Genomic DNA, 16108 nt, shown 5'->3' with positions numbered 1-16108 from the left:
GAGTGTACGTTATACGCGTTGGCGGGAGGAGCGTCAACGCGGGTCTTTCACAGGGGATTTCAGAAGGGCTATGGACCACTCCGGTACAGGGAGGGTCAGTAGGCCGGCCTTGCTGCCGCCAGGGAGCACGGGACCTCGATCGTCACCATGGTGGGGCCGCCCACCGGGCTGCTGACGGCCATCACGCCGTCGAACGTGCCCAGCCGCCGCTCCACTCCGCTGAGCCCCGAACCAGCGGCCGCCACCGCGCCACCGCGCCCGTTGTCGGTCACCGACACCTTCAGCATCCCGTCCCGGTACTCCATGTCCATCCAGATCCGCTCCGCACCGGAGTGCTTCACCGCGTTCGTCAACAGCTCACTGACGGCGAAGTACACGCACGACTCCACCGGTTCGGGCATGCGCCCCGGCACCTCGATGTCGACCTCGACGGGAATCGGCATGCGCAGCGCGAGCGCCTCGCCAGCGGCCGCGAGGCCCCGCTCGGCGAGGACCGGCGGGTGAATGCCGCGGACCAGGCCACGCAACTCATCGAGCGCGTCCGCCGAATCACTGCGAGCCTTCGCCAAGAGGTCCTTGGCCTTCGCGGGGTCCTTCTCGATGAGTGCCTCGATGGTGCCGAGGCTCATGCCCATGGCCACGAGCCGCGCCTGTGCCCCGTCGTGCAGGTCACGCTCGATGCGGCGCAGCTCGGCGGCGGAGGTGTCGACCGCGTCGCTACGGGTCTTGGTCAACTGCTCGACCCGCTGCTCCAGGCCCTCCCGGGGCGCGAGCACCGCTCGGGTGAGCTCGAAGTGACCGCGCAGCAAACGGTGGTTGAAAAGAGCCGCGGCACCGAGGAACACCGTACCGAGGGCGGCCGTGGCGAGGCCGGACACCGGGCCGCCGACCGGCACGAAGGCGTACCAGTAACCGATCTGGTCGCCCACCGAGAACCAGACGCCCAGGGCGAGCGTGTATCCCTCGATGGCGTAGCCGATGAGCGCGGCCGGCATCAGCGCGGTGACGAACCCACCGGACATGTCGACGACCAGCCAGCGCAGGTCCCGCCACGTCGCCGGGTCCTTGAGCATCAGGCTGCACTGCTCCAGCTGACCGATGATTCCTTTGCGCAGGTCGGCGGGGAAGGGCCGGTACGCGGGCGGAATGCGCACGCCGTACCACTCGGCGGCGAGGACGCGCCGCACGTGGGCGAACCAGCGCACCAGCCGGAGCATCCACGGCGTGGTGAAGGCGCCGACGCCGAGGGCGATGAAACCGATCGAGAGCGCCGTCCCGATGAACAACACGAGCGAGCCGGCCAACGAAACCACTGACAGTGCCAGCCCCCGCAGGCCGGCCAGTGCCGCCTTCCCCAGTCGCATCCCGGTACTCCCTCGCGTCACCACGGTCCCGTCCCTCGGGCCTGGCATCAGTCTGCCGGGCGCTGCTCGGCAGGTCACTGGCCCGAGGCACCCGGGCTCGGGGTGTACCCAGCACCACCTCGGCCGGCCCACCGGCCGGACTTCGCGGCATCGCCGGAGTCCGCGAACGCGGTGGTGACGGGGACGGCAGAGTGACGGCGGCGACGGGGTGACGGGGGCGGGCAAGAAACTGACCTCGGCGTCCCCTTCCACGATGACGACGGCGCGGGCGAAGAAGAGGTTGGCCTTGGTGACGTCGAGAAAGCGGGACAGGAAGGCGTAGTCGTCGGCGCTGAGGGAGGTGTGGTCCGGGGGGCTAGGCTGAAGGCGGCGCCTCTGGCTATCAGGGTCAGGTGCTCGACAGGGGTGGCCGAGGCGAGGTTGGGGCTGTGAGTGGTGCAGATGACCTGTACCGGCTTGGCGGGCATGGCATTCTCGGCGTCGTCGGCACGTTCGCGCAGCAGGTCCATGATGCGGGTCTGCAGCTGCGGGTGCAGATGGGCCTCGGGCTCTTCGATCAGCAGCAGCGGGGCAAGGTCGCTGTTGCCGAGCAGGAGCAGTTCGGCGGCCATGAACAAGGCGTTGCTGTATCCCAGGCCGCGGCGGGTCCACTCGCCGGCGTCCCCGAACAGCATCAGCTCCAGGCGTTCCAGGGCACGGGCGAGCGTCGCATCACCGGGCACGGTGATCTCACCTCGCAGCCTGTTGGAAGTCGTCCGGGGTGACCCTGTGATAGTCCCCGGCCGTCGTCTGCAGGCACAGACGTATGGCGTCGATGATGGCCGTCTTGCCGCTGTCGTTCTCACCGACCGTCACTGTCTCCCGGCAGGGCGGGCAGTGGAGCGTCGCCCTGACGGGTGCAGGCCAGCACTACCTGGCGCACGGCACTTACCCTCCTCGCGGGTCACGCCCGCCCAAGACCCAGGCCACCGCTCCACGACCTCGGTCCCCCCGAGCGCACGAAGCTCCGGCCACCGGGCGGACGCCAAGTCCTCCTTCACAGCCTCGTGTCACCTTCACGGAACAGCTGCTGCAGGAGCTTGCGGACGCCGGCGGCCGGATCGTCAAGAGCGGCAGCGGTCCGGACTTGGAGAAGTGGCCGTCCCGCGTCGCCGCGGCACGTAGGTCCACAAGGGTCCCGGAGACGAAGGAGCTGTACGGAGGTTGGTGCCGTGGCGGGTACGAGATCAAGCTCGTCGACATCCCCGCCTGGCGCCTTGCCGTCCTCAAACCCATCTCCGTACCGTCGCGGCTCGTACGTCCGCACACGGTGGTACAGGCCATGCAGAGCGAAACCCAACCGCTGGGCCTCACGAAGCCCGTCCAAGGACGTGCCCTCCGGCTCATCCAGGCGCTCATCACCGCTGCCGAGGCCACAGGACATGCCACTTCTGCTGGACAGACCGGCTTCGCTCCCCCGTCTCATCGCCGCCGCAGCGCACCTCCCCACTTCACCATCACCGCACGGGGCCAGACCGTGGGGTTCCTTGTCCTCCAGGAGCAAGACCGGACCGAGCACGTCGCCACCGAGAGAGAACTTGCCGCGGCCAAAAAGGACTCCTGGGTCAGGATCCCCCGCTTCGACCACACCCCGTCCGAACGCCTCCGCTTCGTGCTCAGCGGTGGCCAGCCGCACCGGGCGAGCGAATGGGCCGACACCCCCGGCCGCCCCCTTGAAGAGCAGCTCGCCGAGATCGCCCAAGAGATCACTCTCCGCGGCGAGGCCGCTGAACGCAGACGCCAGGAAGAGATCGAAGCTGCACGCCAGAAGCGCATCCGCTGGGAAGCCGCCATGGACGAAGCCCGCATCCGGTACGCGGAGGCGTACCGCATCAAGCACCTCGAAGCGCAGGAAGCGGCTTGGCGCCACGCCACCCGTTTGACCGAGTACGTAAGCGCTGTGCGCGCGCAAGTCGAGGCCATGCCGCCGGGGCAGGCCAGAACCGACGCCGAAGCATGGACCAGCTGGGCAGCGACCACCGTCGAGCGCCTCGACCCGCTGAGCTCACCGCCCCGGTTGCCCGACGTCCCCGAACCGCAAGCCGACGACCTAAGGCCCTTCCTCGGGCACTGGAGCCCTTACGGACCGACCTATTGAGCGCCCCTGCCCGACGAACTACGGCATGCAGGAACTCGACTTAATGTCTTCAAGTTTCTGCAAAGACAGCCCGCCGGAACGCGCCCTCCACCTGGCACGACCTGCACGATCAGTCAGATGACGCCCCGTCAGACCGAGCGTCATTTGAGCGTCACGAGCGTCATTTCAGCGTCAAGATATCGCCCGTAACGCCCACACCGCACATAGTGCGCACGGACAAAACCCCAGGTCAGGCGCCCTTTGCTGCCCGCTCAAGGATGACAACGCACTCCACATGATGCGTCACCGGAAACAGATCGAAGGCCCGCATCCGCCGCGGCGCGTACCCCGCCTCGGCGAAGTACTTCAGGTCGCGGGCCAGGGCCGCCGGGTCGCAGGCGACGTAGGCGATGCGGCGGGGGGTGAGGGAGGCGAGGTGGTGGACGGTCTGCTTGCCGGCGCCGGCGCGGGGCGGGTCGAGGACGACGAGGTCGACGTCGGTGATGCCGGTGCGGGGGAGGATCGCCTCGACCTTGCCGTGTTCGATGCGGACGCGGTCGAGGTCGGCGAGGTTGTGGCGGGCGTCCTCGACGGCGCGCTTGCCGGATTCGATGCCGAGGACCGCGCCCTTGTCGCCGACGCGTTCGGCGAGGGCTCCGGCGAAGAGGCCGACGCCGCAGTACAGGTCGAGGGCCATATCGCCCTTCTTGGGCATCAGGCCCTGCATGACGGCCTCGACGAGGAGGTCGGCTGCCTTCGGGTGGACCTGCCAGAAGCCGCCGCTGCCGACTCGCCAGGTGCGGCCGGCGGCGCGTTCGCGGACGAACGGGCGGCCGTGGACGCGGTGCACGCCGCCGTCCTTCTCGCCCACCCGCATGACCGAGACCGGCTTGTCGAGTTCGACGATCGGGAGGCGGCCGCCCGGGCGCGGGGTGAGGATCACCTGGCGGTCGTGGGAGCCGGTGGCGGCGATCGCCTCGACGGTGGCGATCTGCGGCCAGTCGCGCTGCTCGACGCCGAGCTCCGAGACGCCGGGGGCGGCGATCATGCAGTGGGTGATCGGCTCGACGTCGTGGGAGCGGTGCTTGCGCAGGCCGACGTGGCCTTCGGCGTCGATGGCGTACTGGACGCGGGTGCGCCAGGCCGGTACCTCGCCCTTGGCGACCTTGTCGCCGGGGGCGGGCTCGACGGTGCCGTCCCAGCCGGCGTCCTCGGGGGAGAGTCCGGCCAGGCGCTGGAGCTGCTCGGCGATGACCGCGGACTTCAGGCGGCGCTGGGCGCCGGGCGCGGCGTGCTGCCAGTCGCAGCCGCCGCAGCGGCCGGGGCCGGAGAACGGGCAGGGGGCCTCGACCCGGTCCTTGGACGCCGTCAGGATCTCCACCGCGTCCGCGCGCAGGAAGCGGGCCCCCTCCTCGCCGTCGGTGACGCGGGCCGTGACGCGCTCACCGGGCAGCGCGTGGCGGACGAACAGCACCTGGCCCTCGTCGGTGCGGGCGATGCAGTGGCCGCCGTGTGCGACCGGGCCGACCTCGACCTCGTACTCCTCGCCGACCAGCGACTTCTTGGGTTCTGCCTGCATGGCGGGAGGGCTCCTGGGGTGGGATGGTGCCGGGCATTGCGGCGGGACGGAACGGCGGGACGCCAGCCGTCCATTGTACGTCCCGCCGTGTGAGGGCCCGGCCCGCGGCGGCCCCGCGAGCCTTCGTCGCGGCCCGCTACTTCTTCGTGGCCGCCTTCTCCTTCTTCGGCTGGGCGACCGGGCCGCGGCGCACCGCGCCCGGAGCGTTCCACTCGGCGCGCTTGCGGGCCCGCAGCTTGGCGGCCTCGGAGGAGTCCAGCTGCCAGGGCACGGAGGTGACCATGACGCCGGGGGTGAAGAGGAGGCGGCCCTTGAGGCGCAGCGCGGACTGGTTGTGCAGCAGATGCTCGTACCAGTGGCCGACGACGTACTCGGGGATGTAGACGGAGACGGCGTCTCGCGGGCTCTCCCGGCGCAGCGACTTGACGTAGTCGATGATCGGCCGGGTGATCTCGCGGTACGGGGAGGCCAGGACCTTCAGCGGCACCTCGATGCCGCGGCGCTCCCACTCCTCCCGCAGGGCGCGGGTGTCGGCCTGGTCCACGTCCACGCTGACCGCTTCGAGCGTGTCGGTGCGCATCAGCTTGGCGTAGTTCAGGGCGCGCAGGGTGGGCTTGTGGACCTTGGAGACCAGGACGATGGAGTGGACCCTGGAGGGCCGTACGACATCGTCGTCGGGGGTGTCCTCGGCGGCGATCTCGTCGGCGACCCGGTCGTAGTGGCGGCGGATCGCGGACATCGTCACGAAGAAGATGACCATGCCGAGGAGGGCCACCCAGGCGCCGTGGGTGAACTTGGTCAGCAGGACGACGACCAGGACCAGGCCGGTGAAGAAGGCACCGAAGGCGTTGATGGCGCGCGAGCGGTGCATCCGGTTGCGCTTGGCCGGGTCCTTCTCGGTGAGCAGATGGCGGTTCCAGTGGCGGACCATGCCGGTCTGGCTGAGCGTGAAGGAGACGAAGACGCCCACGATGTAGAGCTGGATGAGCCGGGTGGAGTCGGCGCCGTAGAGGTAGACGAGTATCGCGGCGGCACCGGCCAGCAGCACGATGCCGTTGGAGAACGCCAGGCGGTCGCCGCGGGTGTGCAGCTGGCGCGGCAGGTAGCGGTCCTGGGCGAGGATCGAGCCGAGCAGCGGGAAGCCGTTGTAGGCGGTGTTCGCGGCGAGGAAGAGGACCAGGGCGGTGGCGGCGGCGAGGATCACGAACAGGAAGCTGCCCTTGCCGAAGACCGCCTCGGCGACCTGCGAGATGACCGGGTTCTGGGTGTAGCCGGAGCCGAGCGGCGTGCCGTGGTCGAGCAGGTCCTTGGCGGGGTTCTCCGCCATCCGCACGTTGGTGGCCATGGCCAGGCCGATGATGCCGCAGAACATCGTGACGGCCAGGCCGCCCATGAGGGCGAGGGTGGTCGCAGCGTTCTTCGACTTCGGCTTGCGGAAGGCGGGCACGCCGTTGGAGATCGCCTCGACGCCGGTCAGCGCGGCGCAGCCGGAGGAGAAGGCGCGCAGCAGGAGGAAGATCAGGGCGAAGCCGGCCAGGCCGCCCTGCTCGGCGTGGATGGTGTAGTCGGCGGTGGGGGCCTTCATGGTGTCGCCCAGGACCACGGCGCGGATCACGCCCCAGACGATCATGATGAAGACGCCGGCGACGAAGACATACGTCGGGATCGCGAAGAGCTTGCCGGACTCCTTGACGCCGCGCAGGTTCATCAGCGTCAGCAGGACGATGACGGCGACCGCGCAGAGCGTCTTGTGCTCGACGACGAACGGGACCGCGGAGCCCAGGTTCTCGATTCCGGAGGAGATCGAGACCGCGACGGTCAGCACATAGTCGACCAGCAGGGCGCTGGCGACGGTGAGACCGGCCTTGGGGCCGAGGTTGGTGGTGGCGACCTCGTAGTCACCACCGCCGCTCGGGTAGGCGTGCACGTTCTGCCGGTACGACGCGACGACGGTGAACATCAGCACCACGACCGCGACCGCGATCCAGGGGCTGAAGGTGTACGCAGAGACACCCGCGACGGACAGGACGAGCAGCACCTCGCCCGGCGCGTAGGCCACGGAGGAGAGCGGGTCGGACGCGAAGACGGGGAGTGCGATGCGCTTGGGAAGCAGGGTCTCCCCCAGCTTGTCGCTGCGCAGTGCGCGCCCGATCAAGATCCGTTTGGGCACGTCGGTCAGTTTGGACACCCGAGGATGCTAAGGCTTCGTCAAGCCCCATGCCCACCCGCCACCCGCACGGGCGAGGAGCGTGGCGTGGGGCGGTTCACACCTGCCCTGCTCGCGGGCCCGTACCGGACCGCCGCCTCCACAAGATCCGCACGTCGTGTGCACGCCGCCCCCGTCACCGGCGGCCTCGGTGGCGTTCGTCACGTCGGCCCCGGCGCGTCGGGTCAGCCCGGGCGCGTGGCGGCCCCGGCCGCCCGCGAGCGCCGGGAGTGCAGATCGCCCAGCCCCTGCCGGGTGGTGACCAGCAGCACCCGGTCCTGGGGCCGCAGGACGTAGCCGTCGCCCAGCTCGTGCACCAGGTGCGCCCGCCCCCGCTCCCCGCCCGCGCCGTCCGCCGGTGCGGCGGCCGGGGCGTCCGGCGCGGGGTCGTCCGGCGCGGAGGTGTCGACCGCCAGCAGCCGCAGCCGCCCCGGCCGCAGCACCTCGGCGACCGTACGGCCCTCCAGCGCGGCATGGCCGCGGACCTCGACCCTGGCGACCAGCAGCACCCTGCGCTCGACCGGGATGGCCCCCAGGATCTGCCGCCCCATCATCGCGCCGGCGAAGGCGGGCGCGGCCAGGAAGGAGGTGCTGCGGCTGCGGGTCAGCGCCCTGGGGTGCGCGGCGCGCAGGGTGCGGTAGACGGCGGTGGCGAACCGGTCGTCGAACAGCCGCAGCGTCACCCGCAGCTGCGGCGTGACCGAGCGGGCGTAGAGGGCCGCCTCCAGATTCGTGGTGTCCTCGCTGGTCAGCGCCAGCAGCGTGGCCGCCCGGTCGATCATCGCGGCCTCCAGGACGCCCTCCTGAGTGACGTCCCCCAGGACCGTCGGCACCCGCAGCCGCCGGGCCAGCGCGATGCCGCGCGCCTCCGGGTCCCCCTCGATGCACACCACGGGGATGCCCATCTCGTGCAGCCGGGCCAGGACCCGGGTGCCGACCTTGCCGAGGCCCAGCAGCACCACATGCCCCGACAGCCCGCGCGGCGGCCGCCGCAGCGCCGAGGCGCTGCGGAAGGTGCCCAGCCCCTCGAACGCCGCCGCGACCAGCACCGGAAGCAGCAGCAGACCGGTCAGCCCGGACAGCAGCTGAAGGATCTTGCGGGGCAGCGGCGCGTCGACCGCCGGATCGTTGATCGCGAAGAGGTCCAGCAGCGTGAGGTACGCGGCGTGCACCGGGTTCTCGCCGACGGTCAGCCACGAGGCGACGGCCAGCGCCACCACCGCGCCGACGACGCCGGCCAGCGACCAGCGCAGCCGCCGGGAGAAGAGCGAGGCGACCGGCGCGCCCCGGCCGCGCAGCCAGTGGCGGCGCACCGGCCGCCCCGTATAGGAGACGGTCTCCAGGACGACGGTGCCGCAGCCGGAGGCGGCCTGCGCGGCGGCCTCGTCCGGCAGCAGCACGGGCCCCTCGTCTCCGGCCGCCGCACCCGGCACGCCCGCGGAGCCACCGGCGACGGACGCGACGGACGCGGGGTCGCCGGCGGACGCGGAGAGCAGCGCCAGAGTGCACAGCCCGGGATCGGCGGGCCGGCCGGGCGGCGCCGGCGCACGCTCCACGGCCCGCAGCAGCAGGCCGTCCGCCTCGATGACCTTGCTGGTCCCGGCGACCGCGGTGGCCACCAGCGCCGGCGCCACCGTGTCGGCGTCGGACAGCACGGTCGTGGAGGCATCGACCCCCGCGTCCCCGCCGCCCGCCACGTCCCCGGCGGCCTGGGCGGCGACCGCTGCGGCCTGGTCGAGCAACTCCGCCAGATGCTGACCGAGTTTGCGGTTGTAGAGCCGGATGACCAGCCGCAGCCGGGGGTTGAGCCGGCGGGCGCGCAGCGCGGCGTGGATGTTGAGCTCATCGTCGTCGTAGACCAGCGCCAGCGCCTCCGCCTCGGCGATACGCGCCGCGGTCAGCGCCGCGTCGTCCGGCTGCGCCGACTCCAGCACCCGTAACGTCGCCTCGGGCGCCGGCTCGCCCTCCCCGGGCTCCTCCGGCGGCAGCAGCGCCGTCCGCGACATCGCCGCCGACATCCGGCCGAGCAGCGCGGTCGCCCGGTCGAGCGCGCGGGCCGGCGGCGGGATCCGCGGCCGGTGCGTCTCGCGGGCGGAGGGGACGACGAGCGTCACCCGTTCGCCGTAGACGTCCCGGAGCTCGGCGGCGAGCCGGTGCGCGAGCGCATCGTCGCCGCAGACCACCATGTGCTCGGTGGCGGGGGCCTGTTGGGGTGGCAGAGGCAGGTTGGACACACCTCGTAGCGTGCCTTACCGGCGCGCCGCGGCGCAGCCCGGCGCGGCACACCGCCGCATGCCCGGCCGTCCCGCATCCGTCCGCGGCCCACCGCGCCCCCTACGAGGGGCGGCATTACGGCTACGGTTGTACCGGACCGTGGTGCGCCCGGCGCTCCCGTTGCCGCACCCGATCCGTAACGCGAGCCGTGGCTTCGTGTCGCCGGTACTGGGAGAAGAAAGTAGTGAGCAGGGTGTTTGTGCAGGACAGCGCGCTAGTACAGGGCACGGGGTAATCAGCATGCACATCGTCATCATGGGGTGCGGCCGCGTCGGCTCCGCGCTCGCGCAGACCCTGGAGGGCCAGGGTCACACCATCGCGGTGATCGACCAGGACCCCACCGCGTTCCGCCGTCTGGGCTCGTCCTTCGGCGGCCGCCGGGTCACCGGCGTCGGCTTCGACCAGGACACCCTGCGTGAGGCGGGCATCGAGGAGGCCGGCGCCTTCGCGGCCGTCTCCAGCGGCGACAACTCCAACATCATCGCCGCCCGGGTGGCCCGCGAGATGTTCGGCGTCGAGAACGTCGCGGCCCGTATCTACGACCCCCGCCGCGCCGAGGTCTACCAGCGCCTGGGCATTCCCACCGTCGCCACCGTCCGCTGGACGGCCGACCAGATGCTGCGCCGGCTGCTCCCGTCGGGCGCCGAGCCGCTGTGGCGCGACCCCAGCGGCGGCGTCCAGCTCGCCGAGGTGCACACCGCGGCCTCCTGGGTCGGGCACAAGATCAGCACCCTTCAGGAGGAGACCGGCGTCCGCGTGGCCTTCCTCACCCGGCTGGGCGAGGCGATGCTGCCGACCTCGCAGACGGTCCTGCAGGAGGGCGACCTGGTGCATGTGATGATGCGCAGCGACGAGGTCGAGAAGGTCGAGGCGGCATTCGCCACGGGTCCTGAGGGGGCGCACGCATGAGGGTCGCTATCGCGGGTGCCGGCGCGGTGGGCCGTTCCATCGCCGGTGAGCTCCTGGAGAACGGTCACGAGATCCTGCTCATCGACAAGGCGCCGACCGCCATCTCGGTCGAGCGGGTGCCGCTGGCGGAGTGGCTGCTGGCCGACGCCTGCGAGATCACCTCGCTCGACGAGGCCGCGCTGCAGCGCTGCAACGTCGTGATCGCCGCGACCGGCGACGACAAGGTCAACCTCGTCGTCTCGCTGCTCGCCAAGACCGAGTACGGCGTGCCCCGGGTGGTCGCCCGGGTGAACAACCCGAAGAACGAGTGGCTGTTCAACGAGTCCTGGGGCGTCGATGTCGCGGTCTCCACGCCGCGCCTGATGTCGGCCCTGGTCGAGGAGGCGGTGAGCGTCGGCGACCTCGTACGGCTGCTGCGCTTCAGCCACGGCGACGCCAACCTCGTCGAGCTGACGCTGCCCCCCGAGGCCGCGCTGGCCGGTACCCGCGTCGGCGACGTGGACTGGCCCGAGGACACCTCCCTGGTCACGATCATCCGCGGTACGCGGGTGCTCACGCCGAACAAGGAGGACGCGCTGGAGGCGGGCGACGAGCTGCTGTTCGTCGCGGCCCAGTCGCGTGAGGAGCAGCTGGAGGACCTGCTGTCGGTGCGGCGCGAAGAGGCGTGATGCCGGCGTCGACGCGCCCGTAGCAGCGCAGTGCCACGCAGCGGGGCCCGGGAACCATCTGCGGTTCCCGGGCCCCGGTGCGTCGCCCCTGTGGCCCGACGGCCGTGCGCCCCGCCGGCCGTGCGTCAGCGGCGGTGCCGCGGCGCCCCCGGCGGGCGCTCGGTGGCCGCCTCCGCCACCGCGTCCTTGTACAGGTCGTCGGCGACCCGGTCCAGGGTCTCGCGCTCGGTGCGGCGCCGCTCCTCGGCCTCCTGCTCGGCCTTCTCCTTCGCCTCCATCTCGGCGAAGACATCGATCGGCGGCGGCGCCTTCGCCAGGAAGACCCAGGTCAGATAGACCGCGAGCAGGAACGGCGGGATCTTCAGCGCGATCAGCACCCAGCCGAGCTGCGTGGTGTCCGCCCACCAGTACAGCGGGAAGAGGACCGCGCACTTGGCGAGCAGGATCAGGCCCCAGGCCCAGCTGGCCTTGGCGTACGCCTTCTTCCGCCCCGGGTTGCGGGTGCGCCAGGAGAGGTTCTCCTTGAACACCGGGCCCAGGATCAGCCCGATGAGCGGGGCCCCGGCGAGCGTGGTGATGATGTACGCCAGCGCCAGCCCGAGGGTGTACAGCATGCCCGGCAGATAGAAGTCCTTGGCGTTGCCGGTCATCATCGCGAAGACCACGCCGAAGGCCACCCCGAAGACACCGCTGAAGGCGTGCTTGACGGTGTCCCTGCGGATCAGGCGGACGGCCGCCATCACCAGCGACACCGCCAGCGCGGCGATCGCCGAGACGTGCAGGTCCTTGTTGACCGTGAAGATCGCGACGAACAGCAGGCCGGGGAGAACGGTCTCCACCATGCCGCGTACCCCGCCGAACGCCTCGAACAGCGCCGCCTCGGTCACCTGTCTGCCGTCGGCCGCCCCGTCGGCGCCGGTCTGGGTCGGGGGTGGTGCGGAGCCGTCGTGGTGGCTGTCGGCATCCGCGTCAGTGGTCGGTCGGTCGTAAGACGTCACCGGCTACTCCTGTCCGAGCGGTCGGAGTTCGTACTTCGGGTTGAAGAGCACCCGGCGTCCGTGGCTCAGCGAGACCCGGCCCGAGGCGATGAGCTTGCGGCCCGGCTCTATCCCGACGATGGAGCGGCGGCCCAGCCACACCACGTCGAGCGCGGCGGAGCCGTCGAACAGCTCCGCTTCGAGCGCGGGCACACCGGCGCGCGGCCGCAGCGTGACATGCCGCAGGGTGCCGGTGACCTTGACTATCTGCCGGTCGTCGCAGTCGCAGATACGGGTGCACCCCGCGTCCTGCGCATCCTGCTGCAGCTCGGCGGACTGCAGCTCCTCCTCGGAGGAGGACAGCCTGTCGAGCAGCCGGCGAAAGCGACCGGCCGGCTTCTCGGGTCGGGTACCTGCACTCATGAAACCCAGCGTACCGGTGGCCGGCCCCCGGAATCACGGCCCGCACACGGACTCCGCACGCACGTCACCGGCCCGTCGCCCGCCCCGCGCGCAGATCTCCGTACCCCGTACGCGACCAGCCGGGCCCCGCCCCACCGCACGGGGCGGAACCGCTCGGACACCGCACGGGTCCTACTGCTCGAAGCGGTACCCCATCCCCGGCTCCGTGATGAAGTGCTTCGGGTGCGAAGGGTCGCTCTCCAGCTTGCGGCGGAGCTGGGCCATGTAGACCCGCAGATAATTGGTCTCGGTGCCGTACGAGGGGCCCCAGACCTCCTGGAGCAGCTGCTTCTGGCTGACCAGCCGGCCGGCGTTGCGGACCAGGACCTCCAGCAGATGCCACTCGGTGGGGGTCAGCCGGATGTCCCGGCCGCCGCGATTGACCTTCTTGGCGGCGAGGTCGACGGTGAACCCCTCGGTCTGCACGACCACCTCGTCCTCGGCCGGCCCGGTCGGCTCGGCCCGGCGCACCGCCGCCCGCAGCCGGGCCAGCAGCTCGTCCATGCCGAACGGCTTGGTGACGTAGTCGTCCGCGCCCGCGTCCAGCGCCTCCACCTTCTCGTCGGAGGTCTGCCGCGCCGAGAGCACCAGGATCGGCACCCGCGTCCAGCCCCGCAGCCCCTTGATCACCTCGACGCCGTCCATATCGGGCAGCCCGAGGTCGAGGACGATGACATCGGGGTGGCGGGCGGCGGCGAGCTTCAGCGCGGTCGCCCCGTCGGGGGCGGCGTCGACCTCGTACTTGCGCGCCTTCAGGTTGATCACGAGGGCGCGGACGATCTGCGGCTCGTCATCGACCACAAGCACCCGGTTCACTGGCGTTCTCCTCGTGGTGTCGTCGTCCCGCGGGCCGTACCCGCGAGGTGTGTGCTGAGTGTGGTCCGTACGGCCCGGCTCACGCCGGGACCTCGCTTCGCCCGGCCTCGCATGCGCCCGGGCGCGCTTTCGATGCTTCGCCCGCTCCGCTCGCTCACGTCGTGGCCTGAGCGGGAAGGTCGGGTCTGACCGGCGGCCGGCCGGGCGCGGCCCGGAGGGTGAGGACCATCGACATCCCGCCTCCAGGGGTGTCCTCGGCGGCGAGCGTGCCGCCCATCGCCTCCACGAAGCCGCGCGCCACGGCGAGGCCCAGGCCCACGCCCGCGCCGCGCGGGGCGTCTCCGTAGCGCTGGAACGGCTCGAAGATCCGGTCCTTGGCGCTGTCGGGAACGCCCGGACCGCGGTCGACGATCCGCAGCTCCACCCGCTCGCCCAGCGCGCTGGCCGCGACCAGCACCGCCTCGCCGTCCGGGCTGTACTTCACGGCGTTCTCGACGAGGTTGGCGACCGAACGTTCCAGCAGCCCCGGATCGACCGCGACGATCGGCAGCTCCTCGGGGATGTCCAGGGTGACGCTCCCCTCCGGGACGCCGCCCAGCGCCATCGGCACCACCTCGTCGAGGTCGATCTCGCGGATCAGCGGTGTGACCGTGCCGGTCTGCAGCCGCGACATGTCCAGGAGGTTGCCCACCAGGTGGTCCAGCCGGTCCGCGCCGGCCTCGATACCGGCCAGCAGCTCCGCCTCGTCCTCCGGGGACCACGCCACGTCGTCGGAGCGCAGGGAGGTGACGGATGCCTTGATGCTCGCCAGCGGGGTCCGCAGGTCATGGCTGACCGCGGCCAGCAGCGCCGTCCTGATGCGGTTGCCCTCGGCCAGCTCCCGGGCCCGCGCCGCCTCGCCCACCAGCCGCTGCCGGTCCAGCACCACGGCGGCCTGGGCGGCGAACGCCGCCAGCACCCGGCGGTCCTCGGCGGGCAGCACCCGGCCGGTCAGCGCCAGCGCCATATGGTCGCCCACAGGCATGTCGACATCCGCGTCCTCGGGGCGCAGCAGCGGCCGGCCGTCGTCGCCGCCGGCCCGGCCCGCGCAGGTCCACGGGTCGACATCGCTGGTGCGCTCCAGCAGCGCCACCGTCTCCATGCCGAAGGTCTCCCGCACCCGCTCCAGCAGGGCGTCCAGGGTGGTCTCTCCGCGCAGCACGCTGCCCGCCAGGAAGGACAGGATCTCCGACTCGGCGCGCAGCCTCGCGGCCTGATGCGTACGGCGCGCGGCGAGGTCCACCACCGAGGCGACGGACACCGCCACCGCGAAGAAGACCACGATGGCGACGATGTTCTTGGGGTCGCTCACCGTGAGGGTGTGGGTGGGCGGTGTGAAGTAGAAGTTCAGCAGCAGCGAGCCGACCGCGGCCGACGCCAGCGCCGGCAGCTGCCCGCCGAGCAGCGCCGCCATCACCGTCAGGAACAGGAACAGCAGCACGTCGTTGGCGAGCCCGGGACCGTTCTCGATGCCGGTCAGCAGCAGCGACAGCAGCACCGGGCCGACCACGCCGACGAGCCAGCCGGCCAGGATCCGGGTCCGGCCCAGCCGCGCACCGCGCGCCACCGGCAGCCCCCGGCCCTTGGCGACCTCGTCGTGGGTGACGATGTGCACGTCGAGGTCGGGTCCGGAGTCGCGGGCGACGGTCGCGCCCACCCCCGGCCCGAAGACGTACTGCCATGCCTTGCGCCGGCTCGACCCCAGCACGATCTGGGTGGCGTTCACCCCGCGGGCGAACTCCAGCAGCGCGCTCGGTATGTCGTCGCCGATGACGTGGTGGAACGTCCCGCCCAGGTCCTCCACCAGGGTGCGCTGGACGGCGAGCTCCTTGGGCGAGGCCGAGGTCAGCCCGTCGCTGCGGGCGATGTAGACGGCGAGCACCTCGCTGCCCGAACCCTTGGCCGCCATCCGGGCCGCGCGGCGGATGAGCGTACGCCCTTCCGGACCGCCGGTCAGGCCGACGACGATGCGCTCACGCGCCTGCCAGGTGGAGCTGATGGAGTGCTCCGCCCGGTACTCCTGCAGATACTCGTCCACCCGGTCGGCGACCCACAGCAGCGCCAGCTCGCGCAGCGCCGTGAGGTTGCCCGGCCGGAAGTAGTTGGAGAGGGCGGCGTCGACCTTGTCGGACTTGTAGATGTTGCCGTGTGCCATGCGCCGGCGAATCGCCTGTGGCGACATATCGACAAGCTCGATCTGATCGGCCCGCCGCACCACCTCGTCCGGTACGGTCTCGCGCTGCCGCACACCCGTTATCGACTCGACGACGTCACCGAGCGACTCCAGATGCTGGATGTTCACCGTCGAGATCACCGTGATCCCGGCGTCCAGCAACTCCTCGATGTCCTGCCAGCGCTTCTCGTTGCGCGAACCGGGGACGTTGGTGTGCGCCAGCTCGTCGACCAGCGCCACGGCCGGCTTGCGTGCCAGGACCGCGTCCACGTCCATCTCGGTGAAGACCGCATCGCGGTAGTCCAGCTCCCGGCGCTGAATCTGCTCCAGGCCGTGCAGCATGACCTCGGTACGGGGCCTGCCGTGGTGCTCGACGAACCCCACGACCACGTCCGTGCCCCGCTCCACGCGCCGGTGCGCCTCGGAGAGCATCGCGTACGTCTTGCCGACGCCCGGTGCCGCGCCGAGATATATCCGTAGCTTGCCGCGTGCCATGGCCTCATTGTCTTACGTGAAGGCTGCCCC

12 protein-coding genes are annotated in these 16108 nt (G+C 71.4%); 3 read left to right on the top strand and 9 right to left on the bottom strand.

What is annotated here, in order from left to right; genetic code table 11:
* Window positions 1–95: 95 nt before the first annotated feature.
* Both ACZ4NB_RS36920 and ACZ4NB_RS36915 read right to left on the bottom strand, forming a co-directional pair.
* Window positions 96–1364 carry a sensor histidine kinase gene (locus ACZ4NB_RS36920; RefSeq protein ID WP_467667423.1) on the bottom strand — a complete coding sequence of 423 codons (1269 nt, stop codon included), beginning with the start codon at window positions 1362–1364 and terminating at the stop codon, window positions 96–98.
* A gap of 74 nt (window positions 1365–1438) precedes the next feature.
* Entirely contained in the window at window positions 1439–1975 is a 537-nt protein-coding gene (locus ACZ4NB_RS36915) for an ATP-dependent nuclease (RefSeq protein ID WP_467667432.1), read from the bottom strand.
* 710 nt (window positions 1976–2685) lie between these two features.
* Between ACZ4NB_RS36915 and ACZ4NB_RS36910 the strand changes: the two genes are divergently transcribed.
* Complete coding sequence (locus tag ACZ4NB_RS36910) at window positions 2686–3501, top strand: hypothetical protein (RefSeq protein WP_467667422.1); 816 nt, start codon at window positions 2686–2688, stop codon at window positions 3499–3501.
* 229 nt (window positions 3502–3730) lie between these two features.
* Here the strand turns inward: ACZ4NB_RS36910 and ACZ4NB_RS36905 are convergent, their stop codons facing one another.
* From ACZ4NB_RS36905 to ACZ4NB_RS36895, 3 genes are all read right to left on the bottom strand, one after another.
* Entirely contained in the window at window positions 3731–5059 is a 1329-nt protein-coding gene (locus tag ACZ4NB_RS36905) for a class I SAM-dependent RNA methyltransferase (protein ID WP_467667421.1), read from the bottom strand.
* A 136-nt stretch (window positions 5060–5195) separates the two neighbouring features.
* On the bottom strand, window positions 5196–7247 hold the full coding sequence (locus ACZ4NB_RS36900) for an APC family permease (RefSeq protein WP_467667420.1): 2052 nt from the start codon (window positions 7245–7247) through the stop codon (window positions 5196–5198).
* A 203-nt stretch (window positions 7248–7450) separates the two neighbouring features.
* Window positions 7451–9451: an NAD-binding protein gene (locus ACZ4NB_RS36895; protein ID WP_467667431.1), complete on the bottom strand. Its 2001-nt coding sequence runs from the start codon at window positions 9449–9451 to the stop codon at window positions 7451–7453.
* A 328-nt stretch (window positions 9452–9779) separates the two neighbouring features.
* On the opposite strand from ACZ4NB_RS36895, the gene ACZ4NB_RS36890 reads away from it, so the two are divergent.
* Both ACZ4NB_RS36890 and ACZ4NB_RS36885 read left to right on the top strand, forming a co-directional pair.
* Window positions 9780–10448: a potassium channel family protein gene (locus tag ACZ4NB_RS36890; protein WP_467667419.1), complete on the top strand. Its 669-nt coding sequence runs from the start codon at window positions 9780–9782 to the stop codon at window positions 10446–10448.
* Complete coding sequence (locus ACZ4NB_RS36885; protein WP_467667418.1) at window positions 10445–11116, top strand: potassium channel family protein; 672 nt, start codon at window positions 10445–10447, stop codon at window positions 11114–11116. Before ACZ4NB_RS36890 ends, ACZ4NB_RS36885 begins: the two co-directional genes overlap by 4 nt.
* A 125-nt stretch (window positions 11117–11241) precedes the next feature.
* On the opposite strand, the gene ACZ4NB_RS36880 is transcribed toward ACZ4NB_RS36885, so the two are convergent.
* The 4 genes from ACZ4NB_RS36880 to ACZ4NB_RS36865 all read right to left on the bottom strand — a co-directional run bounded on the left by ACZ4NB_RS36880 (window position 11242) and on the right by ACZ4NB_RS36865 (window position 16078).
* Complete coding sequence (locus ACZ4NB_RS36880; protein ID WP_467667417.1) at window positions 11242–12114, bottom strand: DUF3159 domain-containing protein; 873 nt, start codon at window positions 12112–12114, stop codon at window positions 11242–11244.
* Window positions 12115–12117: 3 nt separating this feature from the next.
* Complete coding sequence (locus ACZ4NB_RS36875; RefSeq protein WP_351274426.1) at window positions 12118–12516, bottom strand: OB-fold nucleic acid binding domain-containing protein; 399 nt, start codon at window positions 12514–12516, stop codon at window positions 12118–12120.
* A gap of 171 nt (window positions 12517–12687) precedes the next feature.
* On the bottom strand, window positions 12688–13371 hold the full coding sequence (locus ACZ4NB_RS36870) for a response regulator (RefSeq protein ID WP_467667416.1): 684 nt from the start codon (window positions 13369–13371) through the stop codon (window positions 12688–12690).
* Between the two features lie 154 nt (window positions 13372–13525).
* Window positions 13526–16078 (bottom strand): DUF4118 domain-containing protein, encoded by a 2553-nt coding sequence (locus tag ACZ4NB_RS36865; RefSeq protein WP_467667415.1) that lies wholly within the window; start codon window positions 16076–16078, stop codon window positions 13526–13528.
* Window positions 16079–16108: the final 30 nt, after the last annotated feature.

It is taken from the genome of Streptomyces sp. NPDC026575 (genome assembly GCF_055567415.1).
The sequence above is the reverse complement of the archived record's forward strand: the minus strand, read 5'-3'. Positions and strand labels throughout refer to the sequence as shown.

What these genes read in the sequence shown, in the direction of transcription:
- ACZ4NB_RS36920 (WP_467667423.1), bottom strand. Translation starts at nt 1,364, where the DNA reads ATGCGACTGGGGAAGGCGGCACTGGCCGGCCTGCGGGGGCTGGCACTG.
- ACZ4NB_RS36915 (WP_467667432.1), bottom strand. Translation starts at nt 1,975, where the DNA reads ATGGCCGCCGAACTGCTCCTGCTCGGCAACAGCGACCTTGCCCCGCTG.
- ACZ4NB_RS36910 (WP_467667422.1), top strand. Translation starts at nt 2,686, where the DNA reads ATGCAGAGCGAAACCCAACCGCTGGGCCTCACGAAGCCCGTCCAAGGA.
- ACZ4NB_RS36905 (WP_467667421.1), bottom strand. Translation starts at nt 5,059, where the DNA reads ATGCAGGCAGAACCCAAGAAGTCGCTGGTCGGCGAGGAGTACGAGGTC.
- ACZ4NB_RS36895 (WP_467667431.1), bottom strand. Translation starts at nt 9,451, where the DNA reads ATGGTGGTCTGCGGCGACGATGCGCTCGCGCACCGGCTCGCCGCCGAG.
- ACZ4NB_RS36890 (WP_467667419.1), top strand. Translation starts at nt 9,780, where the DNA reads ATGCACATCGTCATCATGGGGTGCGGCCGCGTCGGCTCCGCGCTCGCG.
- ACZ4NB_RS36885 (WP_467667418.1), top strand. Translation starts at nt 10,445, where the DNA reads ATGAGGGTCGCTATCGCGGGTGCCGGCGCGGTGGGCCGTTCCATCGCC.
- ACZ4NB_RS36875 (WP_351274426.1), bottom strand. Translation starts at nt 12,516, where the DNA reads ATGAGTGCAGGTACCCGACCCGAGAAGCCGGCCGGTCGCTTTCGCCGG.
- ACZ4NB_RS36865 (WP_467667415.1), bottom strand. Translation starts at nt 16,078, where the DNA reads ATGGCACGCGGCAAGCTACGGATATATCTCGGCGCGGCACCGGGCGTC.